The sequence below is a fragment of the Parahalioglobus pacificus genome, from assembly GCF_014652275.1.
Lineage (GTDB): Bacteria > Pseudomonadota > Gammaproteobacteria > Pseudomonadales > Halieaceae > Parahalioglobus > Parahalioglobus pacificus.
Genome location: NZ_BMYM01000001.1, coordinates 1861774 through 1880197, shown reverse-complemented (window position 1 = coordinate 1880197; position 18424 = coordinate 1861774). Strand labels below are relative to the sequence as shown.

The 18424-nt window shown below is 57.0% G+C and carries 15 protein-coding genes; 9 read left to right on the top strand and 6 right to left on the bottom strand.

Features of this window, described 5'->3' with window-relative positions; translation table 11 throughout:
• The first annotated feature begins 48 nt into the window (after positions 1–48).
• From IE089_RS08505 to IE089_RS08495, 3 genes are all read left to right on the top strand, one after another.
• Positions 49–2193: a cation:dicarboxylate symporter family transporter gene (locus IE089_RS08505; RefSeq protein ID WP_189477145.1), complete on the top strand. Its 2145-nt coding sequence runs from the start codon at positions 49–51 to the stop codon at positions 2191–2193.
• Between the two features lie 75 nt (positions 2194–2268).
• Entirely contained in the window at positions 2269–4173 is a 1905-nt protein-coding gene (locus tag IE089_RS08500; protein WP_189477142.1) for a HipA family kinase, read from the top strand.
• A 65-nt stretch (positions 4174–4238) separates the two neighbouring features.
• Positions 4239–5564 (top strand): NTP/NDP exchange transporter, encoded by a 1326-nt coding sequence (locus IE089_RS08495; protein WP_189477140.1) that lies wholly within the window; start codon positions 4239–4241, stop codon positions 5562–5564.
• Here IE089_RS08495 and IE089_RS08490 read toward each other — a convergent pair.
• Positions 5546–7171, bottom strand: a complete 1626-nt coding sequence (locus IE089_RS08490) for an ATP translocase (protein WP_189477137.1) — start codon at positions 7169–7171, stop codon at positions 5546–5548. The genes IE089_RS08495 and IE089_RS08490 overlap by 19 nt on opposite strands.
• A gap of 99 nt (positions 7172–7270) precedes the next feature.
• On the opposite strand from IE089_RS08490, the gene IE089_RS08485 reads away from it, so the two are divergent.
• The 3 genes from IE089_RS08485 to IE089_RS08475 are packed head-to-tail and all read left to right on the top strand — an operon-like array spanning position 7271 to position 9625.
• Complete coding sequence (locus tag IE089_RS08485) at positions 7271–8242, top strand: quinone oxidoreductase family protein (protein WP_189477135.1); 972 nt, start codon at positions 7271–7273, stop codon at positions 8240–8242.
• Positions 8243–8270: 28 nt separating this feature from the next.
• Complete coding sequence (locus tag IE089_RS08480) at positions 8271–8858, top strand: GNAT family N-acetyltransferase (protein ID WP_189477133.1); 588 nt, start codon at positions 8271–8273, stop codon at positions 8856–8858.
• Positions 8859–8872: 14 nt separating this feature from the next.
• Positions 8873–9625 carry a substrate-binding periplasmic protein gene (locus tag IE089_RS08475; RefSeq protein WP_189477131.1) on the top strand — a complete coding sequence of 251 codons (753 nt, stop codon included), beginning with the start codon at positions 8873–8875 and terminating at the stop codon, positions 9623–9625.
• 15 nt (positions 9626–9640) lie between these two features.
• Here IE089_RS08475 and cysK read toward each other — a convergent pair whose 3' ends face one another.
• The 3 genes from cysK to IE089_RS08460 form a co-directional block, all read right to left on the bottom strand.
• Positions 9641–10609, bottom strand: a complete 969-nt coding sequence (cysK, locus tag IE089_RS08470) for a cysteine synthase A (RefSeq protein WP_189477129.1) — start codon at positions 10607–10609, stop codon at positions 9641–9643.
• 322 nt (positions 10610–10931) lie between these two features.
• Positions 10932–11360 carry a TlpA family protein disulfide reductase gene (locus tag IE089_RS08465; protein ID WP_189477128.1) on the bottom strand — a complete coding sequence of 143 codons (429 nt, stop codon included), beginning with the start codon at positions 11358–11360 and terminating at the stop codon, positions 10932–10934.
• Positions 11357–12595 carry a YihY family inner membrane protein gene (locus tag IE089_RS08460; protein ID WP_189477127.1) on the bottom strand — a complete coding sequence of 413 codons (1239 nt, stop codon included), beginning with the start codon at positions 12593–12595 and terminating at the stop codon, positions 11357–11359. The genes IE089_RS08465 and IE089_RS08460 overlap by 4 nt, the downstream gene beginning before the upstream one ends.
• 71 nt (positions 12596–12666) lie before the next feature.
• Here IE089_RS08460 and arsC point away from each other — a divergent pair, with 71 nt between their 5' ends.
• Genes arsC through IE089_RS08445 form a run of 3 tightly spaced genes read left to right on the top strand, consistent with a single transcriptional unit; the run spans position 12667 to position 13969 of the window.
• Positions 12667–13020, top strand: coding sequence for an arsenate reductase (glutaredoxin) (gene arsC, locus IE089_RS08455; RefSeq protein ID WP_189477125.1), 354 nt, complete (start codon positions 12667–12669; stop codon positions 13018–13020).
• A complete protein-coding gene (wrbA, locus tag IE089_RS08450) occupies positions 13017–13613 on the top strand; it encodes an NAD(P)H:quinone oxidoreductase (RefSeq protein WP_189477123.1) in 597 nt (198 codons plus the stop codon). Before arsC ends, wrbA begins: the two co-directional genes overlap by 4 nt.
• The gene (locus IE089_RS08445) at positions 13613–13969 is read left to right on the top strand and encodes a DUF2069 domain-containing protein (RefSeq protein WP_189477122.1); all 357 of its coding nucleotides are present in this window, start codon (positions 13613–13615) and stop codon (positions 13967–13969) included. The genes wrbA and IE089_RS08445 overlap by 1 nt, the downstream gene beginning before the upstream one ends.
• Here the strand turns inward: IE089_RS08445 and IE089_RS08440 are convergent.
• Together IE089_RS08440 and IE089_RS08435 are read right to left on the bottom strand one after the other, a co-directional pair.
• Positions 13956–17126, bottom strand: coding sequence for an efflux RND transporter permease subunit (locus IE089_RS08440; protein WP_189477120.1), 3171 nt, complete (start codon positions 17124–17126; stop codon positions 13956–13958). The two genes, IE089_RS08445 and IE089_RS08440, sit on opposite strands and share 14 nt — an antisense overlap.
• On the bottom strand, positions 17123–18403 hold the full coding sequence (locus tag IE089_RS08435) for an efflux RND transporter periplasmic adaptor subunit (RefSeq protein ID WP_189477118.1): 1281 nt from the start codon (positions 18401–18403) through the stop codon (positions 17123–17125). Before IE089_RS08435 ends, IE089_RS08440 begins: the two co-directional genes overlap by 4 nt.
• Positions 18404–18424 lie beyond the last annotated feature (21 nt).

The following is an 18424-nucleotide window of genomic DNA, read 5'->3' as shown; positions in this document are numbered from 1 at the left end:
CGCCGCTGGTGTATGCTGGCTGTGAATAATAGGGGATAACTGATCACTATGGGCTTGTCGGGGCGCATTCTGCTGGGTTTGCTGCTGGGTGTGGCAGCAGGACTGTTTTTTGGTGAGCTGGCAGCGGGCCTCAAGATCTTTGGCGATATCTTCGTCAGGCTGCTTCAGATCACGGTACTGCCGTATATCGTTGTCTCACTGATCTCTGGCTTCGCGCGCATGGACATGCAACAGGCCAAGCGCCTGGCCCTGCGAGGCACCCTGGTATTGCTGGCCATCTGGGGATTGGCCTTGGTGATGATTTTCACGGTCTCTCTGGCCTTTCCCAGCCTGGAAGCGGCATCGTTTTTTAGCAGTATGCAGGGGACTGTTACTGAGCAGACAGACCTGCTGGAGCTCTACCTGCCCGCGAATATCTTCTATTCGCTGTCTAATAACCTCGTACCCGCCGTCGTCCTCTTCAGCATCCTCGTTGGCGTTGCACTTATCGCGGTGGAGGAAAAAGAGACGCTGGTCGACATTCTCGATGGGTTGAACCAGGCCCTGACCCGCATCAACGGCGCCGTGGTGCAGCTAACGCCCTACGGCATCTTTGCCATCGCCGCTGCCGCTGCTGGCACCATGACCATCGATGAACTGGGAAGGGTTCAGGTCTACCTGATGACCTATATCAGCCTTGCACTGCTGATTACCTTTTGGATTTTCCCGGGGCTTGTCGCGACTGTGAGTGGCATTCCCTTTCGGCAGGTGTTGGCGACGTTTCGTGATCCGCTGGTGACGGCATTTGCGACGGGCAATCAGTTTGTTGTGCTGCCGCAGATAGCCGAGCGCTGTAAGGCCTTGCTGGCCCAACGTCGTGTGGATAGCCAGGAGGCCGAGTCGGCCATCGATATCATCGTGCCCGTGTCGTTTAACTTCCCCTCACTGGGTAAGTTGCTTGTACTGCTCTTCGTGCTGTTTGCCGCCTGGTTCACTGATACCCCACTTAACGGAGGCGATCGAGTATCGCTGGCCTTTGAGGGATTTTTCAGCCTATTCGGCAGCATCAATATTGCCGTTCCGTACCTTCTGAATGCCCTGCGCATACCCGCTGACATGTTCCAGTTGTTCCTGGTGACGGGCATCGTTGTTGGCCGCTTTGGCGCAATGCTGGCGGCGCTACACATCATCGTTGTTAGTGTGTTGGGAACGCTGGCGCTGGGCGGTCTGGTACGAGTGCGCTCTGGCGACGTGTTGCGCTACCTGGCCGTGAGTGGTTTATGCCTGGTGGCGCTGGTGGTTGGACTGCGCCTCTACTTCAGTCATTTCGTGCCGGCGGCGCCGCCGCGTGATGAGGTACTGGCGGAAATCGAGCTGATGCAGGAGCGCGTGAGTGCGCGCATCCGCGTGGACGTACCCGAAGCAAGCGTCACGCAACTGGCGGGCACGCGATTGGATCATGTGTTGTATAGCGGCATCCTCCAGGTCGGTTACCGGCCGAACAATTTGCCCTGCAGTTTCCTCACGCCGGATGGCGAGCTTGTCGGTTTTGATGTGGAAATGGCGCATGTGCTGGCCGAAGACCTGGGTGTTGACCTGGAGTTTGTGCCTTTCGAGTTTGGCGGTCTTGAGCGTATGTTGGCTTCCGGCCAGATTGATATGGCGATGTCGTGTATTGCGGCGCTGCCAGATCGCTTTGCTATTGCCTCCTTCTCACAGCCGTACATCGATCTGCACCTGTCTTTCGTAGTTCTTGATCACGAGCGTGAATTGTATGCGGATGTTGAAGCCCTGCGGGCGGAGCCAGAGCTGACTATTGCCCTGGTTAGCTCGCACTATTTTGCCCCGCGTATTCACAAACTGTTACCCAATGCCCAGGTGGTGTACCTGGAGGCCGCAGAGGACTTTTTCAGCGGCGATAACCAGGGCGCCGATGCGCTACTGCTGTCGGCCGAAGAGGGTGCCGCCTATGCCTATCGCTACCCTCGGTATACAGTTGCTCGCGCCCGGGATGGCGGTATCCGCTATCCAGCTGCCTATGCAGTACCCAAGGGCGATACTGAAATGCAGGCCTTTGTCAGCAACTGGGTCGATTTGAAGCGCAAGGACGGCACTGTCGATGAATTGCATACCTATTGGATGCTGGGGGGCGTATCGCAACAGCGCGGGCCGCGCTGGTCCATTATTCGGGATGTGCTGGGTTGGATAGACTGACCTTGCCGCGTGGCATTTGTCGCCTGGCCAGCTACACTTTAACCAGAAAATAACCACTCCAGAGGGGCTAGATCAATGCTGCTGATGCGTTGGCTGATATCTGTATTTACGGTTTGTGCACTGCTGTTGCCTGCAGGCGCAGCGGCTGCAGAGTATGACGTGCAGGCACCGGGCCGTGTGGTTGCCTTTGGTGATGTCCATGGTGCCTATGAAGATTGGACGGCATTGCTGCAGGAGGTGGGTGTTGCGGATGCTGACCTCAACTGGGTTGGGGGTAACGCCCATCTCGTATCAGTCGGTGACCTGATCGACCGCGGGCCTGGTTCTCGCAAAGTCGTTGAATTAATGATGAAGCTTGAGCAGCAGGCCGCCGCCGCGGGTGGTGCCGTTCATCTCATTTTGGGCAACCATGAAGTCATGGTGTTAACGGGTGACTTGCGCTACGTGTCGGCAGCGGAATTTGCAGAGTTTTCAGCCGATGAGACAGCTGCTGACAGGGACGCCGCCTTTGCGGACTACCGCCGCTTCAACAGTGGAGGCGATGATGCGGATGTGCGGGCTGCCTTCGATACGCAGTACCCGCCCGGCTATTTCGCGCTGCGCAAAGCTTACGCCAGTGATGGTCCATTGGGGTCATGGTTGATCGATAAACCCTACGTGATCAAGGTCAACGATAAGGTGTTTCTGCATGCGGGTATAGCGTACGAGCTCAGTGACAAGACTCTGCGACAATTGAACAAAGAGCTGCAGACTGAACTGCAGGATTATCTCAAGAATATTGATGACCTCCGTGATGCGGGCGTGATGCCCTGGCATGTGAGCTATGACGACCGCTTGCGCTTTCTGAATGCCGCCGCAGAAAAGTTCGCTTTGGCGAACCCTCGAAAGCGGGCGGACTGGTTTGATCCGCTCACGGCAGTATTTGAAGCGCAGGAAGCGGTCGTTTTCAGTGATGACAGCCCAATCTGGTACCGCGGTACAGCACTGTGTCATCCGTACACGGAGTCATTCAATACGGAACGGTTTCTGAAGAAGGTTGGTGCCGAGCAACTTGTTGTCGGACACACACCAACGCGTGGAGATGTCCACTCCCGCATGGGGGGAAGCGCCATCCGGCTTGATACCGGCATGCTGAAGTCTGTTTATAAGGGGCGTGCCGCTGCCCTGATTTATGGCGACGGCCAGGAATATATCCATTACCTTGGTAATGGTGAGCGTGCGCAGCCAACCCCTGAAGTGCGTGAACTGGCAATGCAGTTGTCGCAGATGTCAGATGCCGACCTCGAGGAGTTTATGCGTACCGCGGAGGTGGTGTCGGTGAAAGATATTGGCACAGGCATTACCAAACCCAAGCGCGTTCGTCAGAGCGCCAACGGCATGACCAATGATTCAGTCTTCAAATACGAAGACAGTCACCCGGGTATTGAATCCCGGGAGCGCTACATCCCCCGTCGCAACGATGATGCAGATCGCTACGTCTACGACGTGGCGGCCTACAAGATTGACCGGATGATTGATCTGCAAATGGTTCCCACCGCGACGCTCGCCCAAGTGGAGGGTCAGGACGGTGCACTGTCGGATTGGGTGGAGAATGCCATTAACGAACGGGACAGGGTGGCGAGCGATATGCCATTCAATAGCTTCTGTAAGCAGCATGAGCAGTACCGGCTACGCTACATATTCGACATCCTGATTCATAACGATGACCGCAATCTGACCAATATCCTGTGGACCAAGGACGATTACATGTTGCGCTTTATCGATCACTCGCTGGCCTTCCGCGCCAAGGATGACCGACCCAAGCAATACCGTAAGGTCATCCTGCAGGTGTCTGACTTGCTGCGCGGTAAGTTAGAGGCGCTGGATGAGGAGATGCTGACGGCGGAGTTGTCAGAATACCTTCACCCCAAGCAGATACAGGCAATACTGGAGCGGCGGGACCTTATTCTCAAGCAGGCCAAGCGCCCAGAAGATCGCTGAGTTGTTTTCTCATTGGCAACATCGTGTGAAGGCCGAGCCGCGCGCTACTCGATCAGGGATAGTCGATGACTAATCCCTTGCAGGCGTTTATGGATGTGCGGCGCGGCGAATGGCCGCTGGCGCTCTCGATGTTTTGCTACTTCTTTCTGGTGATCAGCAGCTTCTGGATTCTCAAGCCTCTGAAGAAGGGCTTGTTCATCCAGTACTACGATGACAGAGGATTCACTTTCCTAGGTACGGTGTTCAACGCAGCCCAGGCGGAGCTGCTGGCGAAGGTGCTGAACATGGTCGTGGCCTTTATCGCGGTTGTGGTGTTCAGTGCGCTCAGTCGGCAACTGCGCCGGGAAAAACTCAGCTTCGTGTTCACCGGTTTCTTTGTCGCGTGCTACGTGCTGTTCGTCCAACTTCTGCACCAGCCTGGACCTGGCACTGTCTGGAGCTTCTATCTCTTTGGCGACCTGTTCAGCACGCTGATGGTCGCGACATTTTTCGCGTTTCTCAATGACTCGGTGAGGCCCGATACAGCAAAGCGCTTGTACGGGCTGGTCGGTCTTGGCGGCGTCGCGGGCGGTGTGTTCGGCACAACGGTGCTGAGGCTGAACATCGAGCGTTTCAGTAATGGCGAGTGGTTATGGGTGTGTACGGGTTTCGCACTGCTGATTCTGATTGCGGCGGCCTATGCCAGCCGTTATGTGCAGGTCGAGATAGAACCCAGTGCTCCCGACCCTGAGCAAGGCAGTGCAAACCCTGCAACCGAGGGTGCGCTGCTGGTGATGCGATCGCCTTACCTGCTGTCGATTGTCGCTATTGTCGGCTTGTATGAAGTGATATCAACGATGGTGGACTTCCAGTTCACGTCGACTATCGCTCACTACTTGTCGGGCCCTGAGATAGGGGCGCAGTTTGCATTGGTGTTCTCAATCACCAACTGGGTCTCCCTGTTCGTGCAGCTGTTTCTCACCGGGCTGGTGATGTCTCGCTTTGGCGTGGGGATTGCGCTGATCGTTCTGCCCTGCGCGATAGCGCTAGGTTCCTCGGCCTTCCTGCTGTTCCCCGTGCTCTGGGTCGGCAGCTTATTGAACACGGCAGATAATGCTTTCAGCTACTCCATCAACCAGTCGGCAAAGGAAGCCCTGTATGTGCCGACCTCCCAGGCGGAGAAGTACAGAGCCAAGGCGTTTATCGATATGTTTGTGCAGCGTTTTGCCAAGGCAATCGCGGTGGTTGTGAGTCTGGGTCTTACCCTGATGTTCAGCGACTTCGAAAGTCTAAGGTATTTGAGCGTGATTACGCTTGTACTTCTGGCGGTGTGGCTCTGGGCGGCGACGTATGCGGGGCGTCGATTTGCCGAATACGAACGAGCTGAAACGGCTCAGGCACCTGCGCCATAGTTCACGGTAAAACTGAGTTCGGCTTCCAAACCGTCGTAGTCCCTGGCCACGACACGAATGCGCAGACTGCCGGCCGCCCTCGGCGGTGGCGCGAAGGTGAAGGTTCGATTCAGCGTATCGAACTTTATCCAGGCGGGCAGTCGATCCGAGTGCGTTGCAAAAGCCTGATACTTCAGTGCATCTCCAACGTCAGGGTCAACGAAGGTGTCAGAGGGCAAGGCCATTTGTTGTGAGGCACCAGCAGTCACGTAAAGATCCGCGGGTGCACAGGCAACCTCTGGCGCCATGTTGTTGAGCTGCTCCGCTGCAGTCGAGCTGTGGCGCTGGCCGATGGCACGCGACACCACCAGCAACAGACCTGCCAAAACAATGTTGATGGAGACGAAGCCCACGATTCCCAGGCCAACCAGCGTACTCGCCAGATAAACAAAACCCCCGGACAATACGTCCCCCAGTCGAAAGAAAAAGGTGTCGATGATGTGCTTGCCGACATACTTTTCTTCGCGCTCTACAGGCAGGAACAAGGCGTGCCGCGTGGTGGTTTGCAGCGAGTAATTCAGACTGTTCTCGGCAATGAGCGCAAGGCGAACCACCACTAGCAGCGGAAGTAGGGCGATCGCGCTGTAGCTGATGATCATCAGTATGGGCAGTATATGTAGGGCGCCGGCAATGCCCACCCGCTCGTATATTCGCGATACCAGGAACAGCTGAATGAGAAAGCCAAGAAGCGTGGTGATAAATAGGTACTGGCTGTAAAAACCCGTTATGTAGGCATCTGCGTCCCCGGTGACTGCATTGTGCCTGGCAGCCTCGTCGGTAACGAACTCCGCCAAAATGTACTCACCGTTGGTGTTGATCAGGTTCAGCAGAATGACAAAGATGGCAATCAGGGTGAGGTAGCGGCTTCGCCAGACGACGAGAAAGCCCTCTAGTAAAGGGTGTTGAACCTGTCCGCCTCGTTCCAGTGTCAAGGATCGCGATCCGGTAGGAATGAACTGCTCTGTGCGCCGGCTCAGCATCCATGGCAGTAACAGAGCCACGGCCGCTGCGATTATTACCCCATGATGGCCCACACGGACATCCAGTTCCCCGGCAACGCCTGAACCCAGCAACGCGCCGAAAGCAGCGGCGGCCGCGATCAGCGGAAAAATACGTTGGCCTGACTTCAGGTTGTACAGGTCAGCCGCGAAGGCCCAGAACAGTGCCGGGATCATGACCGCAAATATGCCGAGCCAGATATAGAAGGCTACGCCGATGGCCAGTCCTGCAGCATGTGCTATCGCAAAAATTGAGAGGTTAGCAATAAAAAATAACAGCGTATGCCGAAAGAGGTGATGCTTTTCCTGTAGCAGCCGGACCTTTAAGTACGCGCGCGTAAATAGTGGCACGATGAGCATCAGCAGCATCGCCTGTGCTGCTGTAGTGTACGCGCGAAGCTCTGCTGAGCCGTCGGCGAGGATCAGTGGTTCGCGAATCACTTTGAGGAGGTAATACGCGAACATAATGACAAAGGACTGCAGGCACAGGCGCAGGGCGCTGTCTCCCTCACCGCTTCTCAGCGCAGTGAAGAGCGAAAGGAAACGCTCAGTTTGGGTGTAGCCGTGCATGACTGCTCATTCTTGTCGTTATCAGGGTAGTATACCGCAGCGTGCATTGTCGCCGGGAGCGCTCGCCATAGCCGCGCGCAAAATGCAGGAGTGTAGAGCATGGTAAAGGCAGTAAGGATAGAGCAGACAGGCGGCCCGGAAGTGCTCGACCTGATAGAAGTTGAGCTGGATGCGCCGGGGCCGGGCATGGTGCAGGTTCGCAACAAGGCCATCGGTCTCAACTACATAGATACCTATCATCGCAGTGGCCTGTATCCCCTGCCATTGCCAACCGGCATAGGGTTGGAAGCGGCCGGTGAGGTTATCGCAGTAGGGGAGGGCGCAGACCTGAACGTGGGTGATCGTGTCGCTTACTGCACGGCGGGTTTCGGTGCGTATTCCGAATGTATCAATCTTCCTGCCGCTAGACTGGTTCGTGTCGCCGACGGCATCGACCTGGAAACCGCAGCGGCAGTATTGCTGAAGGGCGCTACCGTTGAGTATTTGCTGCAACGCACCTATCCACTGGCATCTGGCCAAACCTGCGTGTTCCACGCGGCAGCCGGCGGTGTGGGTTTACTGTTTGGGCAGTGGGCCAGTGCGCTGGGTGCCACAGTCATTGGCACCGTGAGCACGGAAGCCAAGGCTGAGTTGGCCAGGGCGCACGGGTATGACCATGTCATTAACTATAGCCATGAAAATGTGGCAGAGCGCGTGCGAGAGATTACCGGTGGTTTGGGCGTGCCGGTGGTCTATGACGGGGTAGGGAAAGACACCTTCGAAACCTCTCTGGATTGCTTGAGCATGCGCGGTTTAATGGTGTCGTTTGGCAATGCCTCCGGCTCGCCGGAACCTTTGGATTTGCAGGTGCTTGCCAACAAGGGATCATTGTTCATCACTCGTCCCACCCTTATGACCTACACCGCAAGCACAGAAGAACTGAGACAGTCGGCTGCAGATGTGTTCGAGCGCGTGTTAGATGGGCGCCTCGCCGTAAATATTCAGCAGCGCTACGCGCTCGCTGATGTCGCACAGGCACATCGCGATCTGGAATCGCGTAAGACCACCGGTTCAAGTTTGTTAATTCCCTAGCCTTGTCTCGGACATTGGAGTCCTATCGATGAAACTTCCCGCACAGCCGCTGCAGGGGTCGCGCATTCGCCTTGAGCATCTGGACCAGTCTCATGCGCAAGGCTTGTTCAATCGTGGCCGTGAGGCAGATGACTGGCGCTACATGCCCCGCGCCTGTTTTGTCGATCTTGCAGACACACGGCACTGGGTTGATGAGGCCATGGCGCAAGCCGACCAGTATCCCTTTGCGATTGTTGAGGTAGCCAAGGGTAAGGTTGTGGGCAGCACGCGGTATCTGAATATTCGCCCCGAACACGCATCGCTGGAGATTGGTTGGACATGGCTGGGTCAGGACTGGCAAGGCACAGGCGTGAACACTGAAGCAAAGTATCTCCTGCTGTCCCATGCATTCGAGGTTATGGGCTGTCGGCGGGTTGAATTCAAGGCCGACGCGCGCAATTTGCGCTCGCAGCGGGCGCTGGAGGGGATCGGTGCAACCCGCGAGGGTGTGCTACGCCAGCACATGATCGTTCAGGGGGACTTCTCCCGAGACTCCGTGTACTTTAGTGTTCTGGATAATGAGTGGCCTGATGTGGGCCGCCGGCTGCAACAGAAGTTGCAGGCAACAGCCCGTTAACAATGAGGAATCCCATGCAGATTAGATGGTTGCTAGTCGCACTGCTATTGTTGGCCACAGTGCGTGCATCGGCAGAGACACCCGCGCCGGTCACAATGATGACCAACACCTGGCCCCCTTACGTGGACGCTCAACTCCCCGAGGGCGGCTTGGCGCTGGAGTTGGTGACGCACATCTTCCAGCAGGCCGGGCTGCCCGTAGACAACAGCATCGAGCGCTGGCCGCGCGCGATGGAGGGCGTGCGTGTTGGTCTGTATGACGTGCTGGGCGCAGCCTGGCGCGATGAGGAGCGCGAGCGCGACTTTATTTACAGTGACCCCTATTTGCTGAACGACACTATCCTGGTGACGACAAAAGCCGCCAATCGTCGCCCGCGCTCGCTGGAGCAGCTCGCGGGTAGCCGCATCGGTGTGCTAGAGGATTACTCGTATGGCATGGATCTGAAAGGGATAGACGGCGTGTCGCTGGTGGTTGAGAACCACATGATTCAGAGCCTGATGAACCTGTTCAATGGCAAGGTGGATTATGTCATTGGTGACAATCGGGTTATCGCATTGATGCTGTCAGAGTACCTGGAAGACAGGCGGGGCGAGTTGACCCCTCTAGACATTACCCTGCCTAAACGGGGCCTGTATGTCGCCGCCTCTCGCTCCAAAGTCGGAACGGAAGATTTGATCGCTAGATTCAATACGGCGCTGGCCAAGGCGCGTTCCGATGGCAGCTACCAGCGCATTGTTGATGCCTGGAACCAGCGCTACGCCATGTAGCGCCGGTACCTCCAATTACTGCACCGTTTCGTTGTCGGAGAACACGCCCTCGAACAGCGGCGAGCTGAGATAGCGTTCACCCGAGTCGGGCAGGATCACAACGATGTTCTTGCCCTTATGCTGCTCCTGCTGAGACACCCGATGGGCAACCGCCATGGCTGCCCCGCAGGAACCCCCTGCGAGAATGCCTTCTTCCTGCATGAGCCGGTGTGCCCATTCAAAGGCCTCTTCATTGGTCACTTGTTCAACCTGGTCAACCATAGCCAGGTCAAGATTCTCGGGGACAAAGCCCGCGCCTATGCCTTGTATTTTGTGCGGCGCGTGAGTGGGCTCCTGCCCTGATTTCGCAGCAGTAATCATGGTGGTTGTTGCCGGCTCAACGGCGACAGTGGTGATCGCCTTACCTTGCGTGTTCTTGATGTAGCGGGATATTCCCGTCAGCGTTCCGCCGGTGCCTACGCCAGAAACCAGCACATCAATCGCGCCGTCGGTGTCTTTCCAGATTTCCGGGCCGGTTGTGCTCTCGTGGATTGCGGGATTGGCGGGGTTCTCAAACTGGTGCGCGCCCCAGTGCTTATCGGGGTCTGAAGCGATGATCTCGTTGGCTTTCTCGATGGCAGCGGGGATACCCTTGGCGCCTTCGGTGGTAATGATCTGTGCACCCAGTGCTTTCATGATCATCCGTCTTTCAAGGCTCATGGTGCTCGGCATAACGAGGATGCAACCGTAGCCGCGCGCCGCTGCGACAAAAGCCAGCGCAATGCCAGTGTTGCCGCTGGTGGGCTCCACAATAGTCATGCCGGCCTTGAGACTGCCGTCAGCCTCAGCGGCCATCACCATGCTGGTGCCGATTCTGCATTTCACGGACATTGCCGGGTTGCGATTCTCTACTTTGGCAAAAATGTTGCCGTCACTAATGCGATTTATTTTTACCAGCGGTGTGCCGCCAATGGTTTCAGATACATCGTCAAAAATATGGCCCATGGAAGACAGTCCTTTAGTGGTGGTAGGCAATGTGGGAATGAGACTAGACCTGCCTGCGCTGGCTGTCCATTCAGCCTCTGCCCGGCGATGTTTGCGTGGGTCTATTTCAAGGGTGAAACGTGGAGTACAAGAACAGTGAATATTAAAACAGGAGGTAGGGTGAACTTTTCTCGCGGTGCCGGGTCTTATCTTGTAACAACGCGGTTTTTGGCAGTCAGTACCTACCCCGACTGGGTCCGAATACCGGTTTGTTCGACTGGACACCGTCCAGGTTCTACTTCTTCGAGACTCCTTTGTACCGGCCCCTCAGGCCGGTTTTTTTTTAGCCTGCAGGTGCGCCTGCGCTCACCAGTGCCTGATTGAGACTATCCAGTGTCTGCGGTCCAACCAGGGTGGACACCAGATTGCCCTCGGGGTCCAGAATAAAGGTTGTGGGCAGCACCTGAGGTCTTGCCACACCCAACTGCGCCGCCGGGTCCTCTGGCAGCGTCGCAAATTCCACGCCTAACTCATCTAACTGGGACTGGAGCTCATCACCGGCGAGGTTGTCGTAGTTCACGCCCAGTACGGTGACATTGCTGCGGCTGTGATCCAGTTCATTGAGCTCGGGGATTTCCTGAATACAGGGCTTACACCAAATTGCCCAGTAATTAACCAGCACCCATTGGCCGCGAGCGGCTTCCAGCGGGGCTTTGCTGCAGCCTCCCAATAACAGGACCAGGCTCAGGGCTACGACTAGTCTTTCTCTCATTCAGCAAATAACTCCGCAAGTGTTGTGTCCAGTTGATTCCTCTGGTCGCCGCGCTGGTCTCGCAGTAGATGGTAGGCGCTGGCTTGCCAGGGCATGCCGGTTTTCACGTCGCTGCTGTCCAGCGGCAGCTCTTCGTTCACCAGCTCCTTGATCTGCCAGAACTTGACCTCGTGCAGATCGCGGGCCAGCAGGTATCGGCCCCGGTCGTTCTCCGCAATCAGGTGGTTGTCCAGGAATAGCTTGCGCAGATCGCGCCAGGTTTCGCTATCCAGGCCGCCCGTCACCGGGTTGCGGTTGCTGAGAATTTCCGACTCTTTGACTGAAATTCCGCGCTTTTGATTTGACCAGAGGATGTAAAGCACATCCAAGGCCTTGAGCACGGTGGGCCTGGCTGCTTCTTCCTGTGTTTGGTAGGCCGACAGGCTGTGCACAAAGATGCCACCCATTAGTACGATGTTCCACGATAAGTAGATCCATAACAGGAATAGCGGCACAGCCGCGAAGGCGCCATAGATGAACGTATAGCTGGAGCCAACCACCAGATCGGTGAAGGCGCGTCTGGCCACGTTGAAAGCGAGCGCAGCGATCAATCCGCCCGCCAGGGCATGCCGGAACGGCACCTGGCAGTTGGGGACCGCCACATACAACAGGGTAAATCCCGCTCCGCTGAGCAGATACGGCGTCAGGGCCAGCAGGGCAGAGCCGGCACCGATGACATCATAGTTTTCCACCAACATGGCAATGGACGACAGGTAGGTGCTGATGGCCAACGCCATACCAATGGTGAGTGGTGCCAGACTAAGAACCGCCCAATACAGCAGGAAGCTGGAGACCGCCGAGCGGTTTTCACGGGTACGCCAGATGGTATTGAAGGCGCGTTCGACGTTTCGCAGCATCAGTACCGCGGTGGCCACCAGAAAGGCGATGCCCGCTCCGGTCAGGTTCTTTGCCTGGCGGGAGAAGTCGTTCAGGTACTGTTCGATATCTGATGAAGTTTCGGGCAGCAGGTGTTGGAACAATAACTCCTGAATTTGACTCTCCACCCCCTGAAAAGCAGGTATTGCTGAGGCCATGGTGTAAAGCACCGTAAGCAGTGGCACCAGCGCAAACAAACTCATGTAGGTGAGGGCCGCAGCAATCTCCGAACAGCGGTCCGTGCCGAAGCGAGAAAAGAGGTACTGCACACCGCGTAAGCTGCGTTGCAGGTTGTCCTGAGAGCTGACCATTACTGACATGCGTTGTGTTCCCCGAAACCCCGGCCACGACTGGCGCTTTGTTATACTCGCCGCTTTACCTGGATGATGCTATGGCTGAGTTTCAAATTTACCACAACCCGCGCTGTTCCAAGTCTCGCAATACACTAGCACTGCTGCAGGAGCACGGTGTGCAGCCCGAGGTGATTCTCTATCTCGAAACACCGCCTGATCGCAAGGTGCTGCAGGCCTTATTGGCGGCGCTGAACAAACAGCCCTCTGAACTGGTGCGTCGTGGCGAGGCTGATTACAAGGAAGCGGGTCTATCCAAGGCCTCTGATGAAGCGGCAGTATTGGACGCCATGGTGGCTTTTCCAAAACTGATTGAGCGTCCCATCGTTGTTGCTGGTGAACGTGCGATACTGGGCCGCCCGCCAGAGAACGTGCTGGAGCTGATTAACAAGTGAGTGCGCCCTACATACTGGTGCTGTATTACAGCCGCGGTGGCGCTACCGCGGAAATGGCAAGGCAGATCGCTCGCGGTGTGCAGCGCGAGGGCAGTATGGATGCCCGCTTGCGCACGGTGCCGCCCGTATCGGCAGTGAGTGAGGCCACTGCGCCCGCGATCCCTGATGAGGGAGCAGTGTATTGCGAGCCTGACGATCTGCGCGATTGCGCGGGTCTACTGTTGGGCAGTCCGACGCGGTTTGGCAATATGGCAGCCCCGCTAAAGCACTTCATCGATCAGACCTCCGACCTGTGGCTCAGCGGTGCGCTGATCGATAAGCCTGCCGCGGTATTTACGTCCACATCCAGTCTGCACGGCGGTCAGGAATCCACTTTGCTGAGTATGATGACGCCGCTGATGCATCACGGCATGCTCATGGTGGGCTTACCTTACAGCGAAGCTGGATTGATGCGTACCCAAAGCGGCGGAACGCCCTACGGCGCCAGTCACTGGGCGGGTGATGACAATGGCCGCGCACTGGACGATACCGAATCAAGCCTGTGCCAGGCGCTGGGTGCACGTGTGGCCCGTATCGCAAGGGGATTGGTCTAATGGCAGTACAACGCGAGCCGCTGACGCGGCTTTTATGGTCCCTTACCTGGTTGAGCTATGGGTGCTTTGTGGGGCAACAGGCGACAGACGCTCTGTTGCGCGGCGCTCCCTGGGTGATCTGGGTGGCTAAGCTTCTTCCACTGCTGATTTTCTTGCCCGGCATGCTCAAGGACAGTCTGCGCAGCTATGTGTGGCTGTGTTTTATCGCCTTGGGTTACTTCGTCCTCGGGGTGGAGCGGGTATTTGCCCAACCCCATGAAACAGTGGCGTGGGTGGGGCTGAGTAGCGTTACCCTGCTGTTCACTGCTGCTATGTGTTACGTGCGGTGGCGCGGACGGGAGATCAATCCGCGCTGAGAGCCGTTGGGGCTGTTGCACCACCCGTCGCTGTATGTCCTGTTTGTCCTTCGTCAGGGCTGGCGAACAGCGCGTTGAAGTCATCCAGAATCATGTACAGACAGGGCACCAGCAACAGTGTGATCACCGTTGCAAAGACGATACCAAAGGCCAGTGACACTGCCATCGGGATGATTTCCATCGCCTGTACACTGCGCTCCATAAGCATTGGCGCGAGACCGAAGAAAGTCGTAAGCGAGGTCAGTAGGATGGCGCGGAAGCGTCTAGCGCCGGCGTCGAGCACGGCCTGTCGCAAAGGTGTGCCCGCGCCCACGGCCTTGTTGACGTAGTCCACCAGAATCAGACTGTCGTTAACCACAACGCCGGACAGCGCAATAACCCCCATGAATGACATCATGCTCAGCGGCAGACCCAGCAGCCAGTGGCCCACTACAGCGCCAATAATGCCAAACGGAATCACGCCCATGATGATCAATGGCTGCAAGTAGGATCGTGTAGGAATAGCCAACAGGGCGTAAATGCCAAATAGCGCCAGCGCAAAACCAATCATCAGGCTAACGAAGAATTTGGTCTCCTCGTCGGACAGCCCCGAAATTGCCCAGTTCAAACCGGGATAACGCGCCATCAGCTCCGGCATCACTTTCTCTTCGATATCTGCCAGTACCCGACCCGGCTCGACAATATCCTTATTGGCTTCAGCGGTGATTTCCGCAGCGCGCTGGTAATTGATGTGTGTGGCCTTCAGCAAGCCTTGGCGAACATCTACCCGCGCCACTGTGTCAAATGGAATCTCATCGCCCTGGGGTGTGCGAATATACATATCAGTCAGGCTGGAAACGGTTTCCCTGTCGGCCTCGGGGTAGCGCACCATCACTTTAATCTCGTCGATGCCGCGCTGGACTCGCTGTGCTTCCGCGCCGTAAAAGGCGTGGCGAACCTGGTTACCGAGATCAAAGCGGGTCAGGCCCATCGACTCGGCTTCCGGGAGAATTTCCAGGTGGAATTCATCTGCTGTATCGCTGGCGCCGTTGCGTATGTCGTACAGGCCCTCGTAATGGCGTAAGGCTTCCTCCAGGTCAGCGGAGGCTTTGCGCAGCGTTCCGAGATCGTTATGCATCAGGTCGAAGGCGATATCGGGGCCGATGCCCGGGCCGTCCACGTTGGTTATCGCCATCACGTCGGCGCCGTGAATAGTACCCACTTCGTCACGCCAGGCCTGCTCGATGACGCGTGTAGTGATGGATCGCTGATCTTCCTTGGTGAGCTCAACGTCCAGGCGGCCGTTAATGCGATCGTAGCCGTAGGCTGCGATGTGCTCTACCAGCGGTTCGTCTACACCGCTTTCACGCTGCAGTCGCGCCTCCACATCGTACAGTGCCTGGCTGATTTCCAGCACGGCCTCGCGGGTTCGCTCTTCCGGCGTGCCTTCCGACATTCTCAGTTCTACCTGCAGGAACTCGCCGGGTACATCAGGCGATATCACCATGCGAACAACGCCGCCGAGTAACAGCCCTGCGCAAAGAATCAGGCCCGAGAGGAAAACCGACAGCGTGATGTAGCGATTATCTACGCAGCGCTGCACCATAGGCCGGTACCGCTGTTCTACAAAACGTCTAAGGCGTGAGTTAACGCCTTCCTGTATGTGGTCGATGGCGAGCAGGGCGCGATTCTGGGTGGGCTTACTGTGTGCAAGGTGAGCAGGCAGAATCCACTTGGACTCGACCAGTGAGAACATCAGGCAAAGTACAACGACCCAGCCGCAGGCTTCGGGCCAGGCAGCGAAGACGCCGTCCATAAACAGTGTGGGTGCGAAGGCCACGATGGTAGTCAGCACGCCGAAGGTGGCTGGTGTAGACACTCGGTAGACGCCATTCACAACGCTCTCGATGCTGTGGCCGTGTGCTTCCTGCTCGGTGTAGGCGCTTTCACCCATGATGATGGCGTCATCCACCACAATTCCCAGCACCAGAATGAAGCCGAAAATGCTGATCATGTTCAGGTTGGTGTGGATGTAAGGCGTGTTGATCAGCGCCATTGCGCCCAGAAAACAGACCGGGATGCCAAGCATCACCCAGAACGCGAGCTTGATCTCCAGGAACAGGGCCAGAATGATGAACACCAACAGCGCACCCATCGCCAGGTTTCGCACCATCATCCCGAGCCGACCTTCCAGATAGTAGGTGGTATCGGACCACACGGTGAGATCGATGCCCTTGGGCAACTGAGCCTGCTTGTCGGCCACATAGGCCTTGGTCACCTCAGCCGTGTCGATAATGTCCTGAGAGCCGATAGAGAATACGTTAACGCCCAGGGAGTAGTTGCCGTCAAACAAAGCGAAGCCCTTGGCATCTACAAAGCCATCGTTGATGTTGGCGATGTCGCCGAGCATCAGCCGTGTACCGTCGGGGAAGGTCCGCAGCACGATGTCTTCAAAGTCCTGTTGCACATAGGCCTGCCCCACGGTGCGCAGCATGATGTCGCCGTTGCGCGTCTGTACAGAACCCGCTGGCAGATCCAGGGAGGAGTTGGCGATGACGCGTGCAACATCTCCCAGGGTCATTTGATACTCGCGCAATTGCGCTTCTGTAATTTCGACCGAGATCTCGTACTCTCTGGCACCGACAACTTCAGCCGCAGAAATCTCGGGGAAGGTCAGCAGCTCTCGTCGTATGCTTTCCGCCATGGCCTTCATGCTGCGCTCGTCCAGATTGCCAGTGATCTGGACGGTGATGGCGGGGAACATGAGCTCCGGCTTGGAAATAATCGGTTTTTCTGCTCCCTCCGGGAAAAACTGGATGGCATCAATGCGGTTTTTGATGTCGTCCATGAGCTTGTTAAGGTCGTAGCCCTCTTGTGGCTCGATGAACAGGCGAGCAGTGGACTCCAGCGCGTCTGATTCCACCCGCTTGATGCCGTCCACATCATTAATGGCGTCCTCAATCTTGAACACCACGCCCTTTTCAACTTCCTCCGGCGCAGCGCCAGGGTAGGCCATGTTGATCATCACGACCTCGAGGTCCAAAGCCGGGAACATTGCGCGCTGAATGTTGAAGGCCGAGGCCAGTCCCACCACCATGATGACTGCCATCAGCAGATTGGCAGCGACCGGATTATGGGCAAACCAGGCGATGATGCCGCGACGGGGAGTTTGGCTCATCCGGCGTTGCCCTCAGGCGGGGTGATGGTCACTGTGGCTTCTTCGGCCGGGACAGCAGGGTCGTCACCGGCGGGCGTCCCATCACCGTGCAATTGATTGCTGGGGGTGCTGGATTGGATATCAACCTCGGCACCGCGGAAGCTGCTATCCAGCGACGTCAGGGAAACGATCTCGCCATCGCTGAGTCCATCGGTGATGTAGATCAGGTCGCCGCCAGTTTTCAGGATTGAGACAGCGCGGCTCTGCAAGATATTGCCCGGCCCAATCACCCACAGCTCATTGCCCGCGCGCAGCAGGTAGCGCGGCAGTACCACGATGTTGTCGAACGACTTACCCAGGATTCGCGCGCTGACGAAGCTGCCAAAACGCAGTGGTGTCTGGTCTGTATTTTTCAGGCCGTAGGGGTCTTGTACGCGTGCCACGGTAAACAATGAGCGAGAGCGTTGGTCGTAGCTGCCTTCGGTCCGGTGCAGTCGCGCCGGCCAGTGCTGACGCTGCTCACCATTGTCAGTGTAAAGGTCGATGGCTGCCTGGCTGTTGGTTTCCTTGCCAGTGACGCCAGGGAGATTCAGATAAGGCAGGCGTGACTGGGGGATAGGCAATCGCACTTCAGCCATAGACACGCCAACCACTTCGGCGATACTGGCGCCAACATTCAGGAACTGGCCAAGTTCACTGTTTTTGGCCTGAATAATGGCGTCATAAGGCGCGCGGATAATTGTGCGGTCGAGGTTATCCTGCGCGGTCTCGAGATCAGCCCTGGCGAACAGTAACTGCGCTTCTGCCTGTTCCAGCTGTGGTTTCCGTAAATACAGGTCGCGCGCTTCATCGCTGCGCTGGCTGCCCTTGGGCAGTTGCTCCCATTCGCGTCTGGCAACCTCTGCGCGTCCACGTTCCTGTGCGAGCGCGCTCTCGGCGGACTCCAGCGCAGCTTGCGCGCGCAGCAGGTCGGTCTGGTAGTCGCGAGGGTCCACCCGCAGCAATGTCTCACCCTCGGCGACAAAGCCTCCCACATTGAAGTTGTCTGAGACTTCCACAACGCGGCCGCGTACCTCAGATTGCAGGCTGGTTTGCTGCATGGGGGCCACTGTGCCCTGAGCAGATACCGGTATGCGGACCTTCTCCATGACCACCTCAGCAGCGTCGACGGTCACGGGCTTGTAGACGGGTTCTGCGATCTCCGTTTCCGGCCTGGAGAGGAAAAGCATAGCGCTGATCGTCGTTGCACCAATCAGCAATGACGCTGCCAGCAATGTCTGTCGAACTGTGGGCTTCAAGGGAATACCGCTTCACTGGAA

What these genes read in the sequence shown, in the direction of transcription:
- IE089_RS08505 (WP_189477145.1), top strand. Translation starts at nt 49, where the DNA reads ATGGGCTTGTCGGGGCGCATTCTGCTGGGTTTGCTGCTGGGTGTGGCA.
- IE089_RS08500 (WP_189477142.1), top strand. Translation starts at nt 2,269, where the DNA reads ATGCTGCTGATGCGTTGGCTGATATCTGTATTTACGGTTTGTGCACTG.
- IE089_RS08495 (WP_189477140.1), top strand. Translation starts at nt 4,239, where the DNA reads ATGACTAATCCCTTGCAGGCGTTTATGGATGTGCGGCGCGGCGAATGG.
- IE089_RS08490 (WP_189477137.1), bottom strand. Translation starts at nt 7,171, where the DNA reads ATGCACGGCTACACCCAAACTGAGCGTTTCCTTTCGCTCTTCACTGCG.
- IE089_RS08485 (WP_189477135.1), top strand. Translation starts at nt 7,271, where the DNA reads ATGGTAAAGGCAGTAAGGATAGAGCAGACAGGCGGCCCGGAAGTGCTC.
- IE089_RS08480 (WP_189477133.1), top strand. Translation starts at nt 8,271, where the DNA reads ATGAAACTTCCCGCACAGCCGCTGCAGGGGTCGCGCATTCGCCTTGAG.
- IE089_RS08475 (WP_189477131.1), top strand. Translation starts at nt 8,873, where the DNA reads ATGCAGATTAGATGGTTGCTAGTCGCACTGCTATTGTTGGCCACAGTG.
- cysK (WP_189477129.1), bottom strand. Translation starts at nt 10,609, where the DNA reads ATGGGCCATATTTTTGACGATGTATCTGAAACCATTGGCGGCACACCG.
- IE089_RS08465 (WP_189477128.1), bottom strand. Translation starts at nt 11,360, where the DNA reads ATGAGAGAAAGACTAGTCGTAGCCCTGAGCCTGGTCCTGTTATTGGGA.
- IE089_RS08460 (WP_189477127.1), bottom strand. Translation starts at nt 12,595, where the DNA reads ATGTCAGTAATGGTCAGCTCTCAGGACAACCTGCAACGCAGCTTACGC.
- arsC (WP_189477125.1), top strand. Translation starts at nt 12,667, where the DNA reads ATGGCTGAGTTTCAAATTTACCACAACCCGCGCTGTTCCAAGTCTCGC.
- IE089_RS08445 (WP_189477122.1), top strand. Translation starts at nt 13,613, where the DNA reads ATGGCAGTACAACGCGAGCCGCTGACGCGGCTTTTATGGTCCCTTACC.
- IE089_RS08440 (WP_189477120.1), bottom strand. Translation starts at nt 17,126, where the DNA reads ATGAGCCAAACTCCCCGTCGCGGCATCATCGCCTGGTTTGCCCATAAT.